The organism is Pseudomonas sp. AGC41 (assembly GCF_057334555.1).
Window position 1 is genome coordinate 1 of the sequence record NZ_JBHFJB010000032.1, and the last position, 5,711, is coordinate 5,711.

The 5,711-nt window shown below is 63.0% G+C and carries 3 protein-coding genes; all 3 read right to left on the minus strand.

Features of this window, described 5'->3' with window-relative positions:
* Positions 1-119: 119 nt before the first annotated feature.
* The 3 genes from nahK to ACE04F_RS05895 all read right to left on the minus strand — a co-directional run bounded on the left by nahK (position 120) and on the right by ACE04F_RS05895 (position 5,288).
* Positions 120-2,762, minus strand: a complete 2,643-nt coding sequence (gene nahK, locus ACE04F_RS05885) for a hybrid sensor histidine kinase/response regulator NahK/ErcS' (RefSeq protein WP_486105404.1) — start codon at positions 2,760-2,762, stop codon at positions 120-122.
* Entirely contained in the window at positions 2,692-3,855 is a 1,164-nt protein-coding gene (gene nosP, locus ACE04F_RS05890) for a nitric oxide-sensing protein NosP (protein ID WP_486105405.1), read from the minus strand. Before nosP ends, nahK begins: the two co-directional genes overlap by 71 nt.
* Positions 3,856-4,103: 248 nt before the next feature.
* The gene (locus tag ACE04F_RS05895; RefSeq protein ID WP_486105406.1) at positions 4,104-5,288 is read right to left on the minus strand and encodes a porin; all 1,185 of its coding nucleotides are present in this window, start codon (positions 5,286-5,288) and stop codon (positions 4,104-4,106) included.
* Positions 5,289-5,711 lie beyond the last annotated feature (423 nt).

Genomic DNA, 5,711 nt, shown 5'->3' on the forward strand with positions numbered 1-5,711 from the left:
GGGCTGCGCAGCGGCCCCAGACCTGGGCAACGCGGTGTGTCAGTCGGGTTGAGTTGAGTGGATGGGGGCTGCTGCGCAGCCCAGCGGGAGCAAGCTCCCTCGCCACAACAGCGTTCGACTCACCAAACCTGGGTTTGGCTTAACAAATGACTCATCGCAATCTTCAGCTTCATCGGCCGCACCGGCTTGTGCATCAGCGTGTGCCCGCGCTCGCGGATCTGCTGCTTGAGTTCGTTGCTGTAGTTGGCTGTGATCATCATGGCCGGGATCGGTGAGGTGCGGCAGGCGTTGATCCGGGCCACCGCGTCCATGCCATTCTGATCGTGGTCCAAGTGATAGTCGGCGATCAGCAAATCCGCCTCGGCGCGGTAATCGTCCACCTGGCGTGCCAGGTCCTGTTCCGATAGCGCCGTTACCACGCGGCAGCCCCAACCTTCGAGCAAGGTTCGCATGCCGGCACAGATCGCCGCGTCGTTATCGAGCACCCAGACCCGCGCGCCGCGCAGGCGTTCGAGCATCGGCTCGCTCATGTCCAGGCACGCCAGCGGCTTGGGCGCGGTAGCGCTGAGCGGCACCTCGATGGCAAACACCGAGCCCTGGCCCGGCCAGGAGCGGACCTGGATCGGATGCCCAAGGATCCCGGCGATCTTCTCGACGATCGCCAATCCCAGGCCGAGTCCGCGGTCCTGGTCCGGCCGCTGGGCATCCCCACGCTTGAACTCCTGGAAGATTTCCTCCAGCCGATCCTGGGCAATGCCGATGCCGGAATCCCAGACTTCGATCGAGACACGGTTGCCGTGACGTCGGCAACCCAGGACCACCCGCCCGTTGGGGGTGTAGCGAATGGCGTTGCTCAACAGGTTGCGCAGGATCCGCGCCAGCAACTGGATGTCGCTGCGCACCAGCACCGAACAAGGCACGAAGCGCAACGCCAGGCCCTCGCTACGGGCAACCTGAAGGTATTCGACGGCCAGGGTGTCGAGCAGCTCACTGAGGGCGAACGGCGCCACATCGGCCTTGATCACGCCGGCATCCAGCTTGGAAATATCGACCAGGGTGCCCAACAGATTTTCCACGTCCTGCAGCGAATTGCTGACGTTGCGCACCAGTTGCGCGTTCGCCAGCGGTTCGCGGCGTTCGAGCAAGGCGCTGGTGAACAGCCGCGCCGCGTTCAACGGTTGCAGCAGGTCATGGCTGACCGCCGCGAGGAATTTGGTTTTCGACAGGTTGGCCCGCTCGGCCTCGCGCTTGGCTTCGCGCAGGCGCAGCTCGGCCCGGCTGCGCTCGTCGATCTCGCGTAGCAGCTGGTCGTTGAGCGTGGTCAGCTCGGCCGTGCGCTCCTGCACGCGCAGCTCCAGGTTCTGGTAGGCCTGATGCAGGGCCTCAGCGGTGCGGCGACGTTCGGTGATGTCGCGGATCAGCACGAAGATGCCCACCACCTCGCCGTTGGCCAGCCGATTGGGCACGTAGGAGCGCAGCATGTAGCGCTCCTGGTTGTTGATGTTGGTCTCGGCGAATTCGAAGGTCACGCTCTCCCCGGCCAAAGCTCGGGCCACGTAGGCTTCCAGGCGCTGGTAATGCTGCTCGCTGTGGGCTTCGCGCAGGCTTTGGCCGAGCATCACGCCCCGCGGCCAGCAATACCACTGCTCATAGACCTTGTTGGTGAATTCGTAGACCAGGTCGGCGTTGAGGTAGGCGATCAGTGCCGGTACGTGATCTGTGATCAAGCGGATCCAGCGCTCGCTTTCGCTCAGTGCCTCGGCATGTTGGTAGCGCTCGGTAATGTCAGTGAAGGTATTGACGTAGCCGCCGGTCGGCAGCGGATGAGTCCGGATCTCCAGGACCCGGCCATCGGACAGGCGCTGTTCGCACTCCTGGATCAACCGCCCATTGCCGTCGCGACTGGCCGGCGTCAGCAGTTGCAGCTCACTGTCGGCGATCACCTCGCTGAATGGCCGATGAGCCGCCACCGGCGCCAGGCCGCTGAGCTCCAGAAAACGTCGGTTCCACAATTCCAGTACGCCTTGGGCATTGACCATCGCTACGCCCTGGGACAGGTTGTCCACTGCGCGCTGCAACAGGTGGGATTTCTGCGCGATGGCCTGCTCACGGCGCACGGTTTCGCTGAGTTTGACGTCAGTGATATCGGTAAACAGGAACACCCGTCCGCCTTCCTGGGTCGGCCGTTCGCTGACCTGCAGCCAGCGGCCGTTCTGCAATCGGTACAGCACCGGCTCATCGGGCTGGCCGCGGGTTTCTTCGATGAACAGGCCATTGGCGGTCATCAGGCGCTTGACCTCGCCAAGGCGCATCCCGGCGATGATCCGCACCCGGCTGTGGGCCCAGAACGCCTTGAAACGGCTGTTGAAGAGGACAATGCGTTGCTGTTCGTCGAACAGCACGAACGCATCGGAAATGCTCTCGATCGCATCGATCAGATGGCGATGGGCGGTTTCCGCCCGCAGCCGGGCTTCGCCCAGCAGATGGTTGCCGGCCTTGAGCTCGGCCATTGCCTGGTTCAAGGCGTCGGTGCGCTCGCGGACCTGTTCGGCCAGCACCACCGAATGCTGGAACGCTGCGTACGGGTCGCTGCCTCGGGTCACGCCGGATTCGACCCGCTCGATCAGCGCCGCGTTGATGCGCCGCAGCTTGTGGTTGTCGTGTTGCAGGGCGGCGATCTGTGCCTGCAGTTCAGCGATGAGCGGGGACGCGATGACGGGCAATGGCAACTCCGGTGAAGGTCTGGTTGATGTGCATGCCATTGAACTGTTCTCCATAGGTGTTGAACCCCGTCACCCGTTGTTCGCGCAGGAACTGGCCGATCTGCTCCAGACCAGCGCTGTCTTCCAGCTCAAGGCGCCTGAGGAAGCAGTCGCAGCCGATGGTCAACAGCAATTCGCCAAGGCGCTCCTGCAAGCCGTCGAACAGATCTTGCAAGTTATGCAACAGAGGCCCAGGGCGCATGGCCGTGAGCACGATGCCGTTCTCCACGGCGCAATAAAAACTCAGGCTCAGGTCAGGGTGCACCTGCTGGATCGCTCGCACGTAATACTGGTCGTTGATGCGCACGGCCAGTGGATGAGCCGCGAATACCCGGTAGTCCAGCGCGCTCACCTGCACGCCGATGTGCCGGGCGTACTCTTCGGCGGCGGGTTCGGCATTGAGTTCGTAGACCCGTCGCGAGGCGCTGTCGGCGCCGGTCACCACCAGCTTCTCCTGGCGAGGCAGGATGTGATGGGTGGTGAACACCTCGAACTCCAGCCAGGTATTGATCAGCACTACCACGGCAGCGCCGCTGTGGAACTGGCCTTCAAAATAGACGTGGGTGTGGGTCAGGTAATTGTCATCGCCGGCCGAGCCACCGAAATGCGGGATGTCGCCCAAGGCTGCGCTCAACGCGGCCAGTACCATTTCCTCGCGACTGGACAGACCGTCGAGCAAAGTCAAGGCAAAACTATGGCCCTTGATCGGCGCCAGGACGTTGCTGCGACAGCCACCGGCCAGGCGCTCGACCATCTGCTGGGCGTCGATCAGGCTGAAGTGCTCCATCTCGCCGATCAGCTCGGCGGCAATGGAAAAATGTCGATGATCGAACCCCACCGCCGTCACGCAGTTGCGACCGTAGCCCTGCGGGGTGATTTCTCCGGCGCTGGTGCAACCGACCAGGCGAATCCCGCCGAAACTGCGTGACAGCGCCTGGCCCAGGGCCGGCAAGTTGTATTCGGCGGAACAGAAAAACAGCACAAAACCCAGGTGCGGGTGCAACAGCTGTCGCGCCAGTTCCCGGGCCACTTGCTCGACATCCGTTGCCTGGGACATGGCGCTGACCACACCTTCGCTCTGGGCCTGCTGCATCTGCGCCTCCGACGGTGCGTGATAGAGCCCTGAGTGTACGAACCCGCGCCCGACGCACGAATGCTACTTGGGTAGCGGGTGGACACTTCCATGGGAGGAGAACCGTGGATTCAACCGTGGCGAGGGAGCTTGCTCCCGCTGGGCTGTGCAGCAGCCCCAAAAAAACTGACTGAATAAACCCGATACACCTCAGTGCAAGTTCAAGGGGCTGCTTCGCACCCCAGCGGGAGCAAGCTCCCTCGCCAGGGTTACCAGGTCAGCACGGCCCCCACCGCAAAGGTGTCGGTGTCTTCGTTCTGCGCGCTGGTGTCGTGGCCGTTGATTTCGAACTGGTTGTATTCGGCGACGAGCTTGAGGTTGTCGTTGATCTCATGAAACAGCGCGACGCCGCGGGTCTCGTAGTCGGCACCGCTGCCGACCACTCCGTTGCCGTCGTCCTCGGTCTTGCCGTAGGACAGCGCCAGGCGATTCTTGCCATGCTTGTAGGAGCCTTGCAGCAGGTAGCCCTGGCTGTCGACGTTGCGTAGCGTGGCCTCGCCGGCGTTGTTGGTGAAAAACGGGTTGATGCCCTTGGCCTGGAACCCTGAGCCGGTGAGCGAGAGCCCGCCCATCTTGGCTTGCACGCCATAACCCAGGCCTTTAGAGGTGACCGATTCGACGCTGGCGTCGGTATTGTCTGAGGTCTGGTAACTGCCGTTCAGCCAGCTGTAGATCTTCGCGCCGCCCAGGTCGAACTGGTAGGTGATCTCGCTCTCGGTGCGCGGGTTTTCCTGATAGGCCTTGCCGGTGGCGCTGCTGTCGTTGGTGTCCACCGGGTCCATGATGCCCACCGCTACACGCAACCCGTCCATCACCGGAGTGCGATAGGTGATCTGCGAGGTCGGGAACGGGTATGGGTAACCGCTGCCGATATTGCCGAACGACACCCCGCCGCCGTCCACCAGGCCGAGGGTGTCGCTGACCTGGCCGTAACCGGCGAGCAGTTCATCGAGGAGGATGTTGGAACGGGCGAACAAGCCGAAGTCCTTGCCGATCAGCACCTCGCCCCACTCCGGATTGGCGACGGTACCGTAGAACTGCCGCACGTCGATGGCGGTGTCGGTGCCGTTGGTTTCGCTGTCATTGATGGTCACCCAGAACGAGGCGCGGGCACCGAGCTTGAGGTCATCGACCTGCTTGCCCATGTTGAAGCCCAGGTAGTTGGGCAAAAAGCCCATCTTGACCCGCGACTGGCGCCGGTCGAACTGCTCCCCCGCCCGGTCCACGTCGCTGTTGACGTAGAAGGCGTTGATGTAACCATCGGTGGAAAAAGTGGTCTGGTCCTTGTCGTACAGCATGATTTCGGCTTGCGCCCAGGGCGTCAGGCCCAGGCTCGACAGGCCGGCGATGACCGCAGGCAAAAAACGCAGGCAGGTATTCTTATTGTTGTGCATGGCGCGCTCCGCAACAGGGGACAGGATGTCGGAGGCGATTATCGAAAGGCCCTCGGGCGCGTCATACGCTGCCTTGGAGGGGATTGCCGGCTGCTTTGGCAGCGCCGGCCCGGCGCGGCAGTTTCGGTGTACGACGGCGAGGCTGGCGGGCGCGGTACTTTGGGTGGGGGCCGCTGGGTGGTCTGCGAGATCAGTTCATTGGGCAATGGTAGCGAGTTGTCTGGTCTTGGGGCTGCTGCGCAGCCAAGCGGGAGCAAGCTCCCTCGCCACGGGATTGCTCCCGTCATCAAGCTTGAAGCCGTACCCAATTTTTGTGATGAGGGAGGCTCCCGCGCTACGGGTTCAAACCCATACTCGAGCATGGCGCCATACTCGCTTTTGTGGCGAGGGAGCTTGCTCCCGCTGGCCTGCGCAGCAGGCCCC

What these genes read in the sequence shown, in the direction of transcription:
- nahK (WP_486105404.1), bottom strand. Translation starts at nt 2,762, where the DNA reads ATGGCATGCACATCAACCAGACCTTCACCGGAGTTGCCATTGCCCGTC.
- nosP (WP_486105405.1), bottom strand. Translation starts at nt 3,855, where the DNA reads ATGCAGCAGGCCCAGAGCGAAGGTGTGGTCAGCGCCATGTCCCAGGCA.
- ACE04F_RS05895 (WP_486105406.1), bottom strand. Translation starts at nt 5,288, where the DNA reads ATGCACAACAATAAGAATACCTGCCTGCGTTTTTTGCCTGCGGTCATC.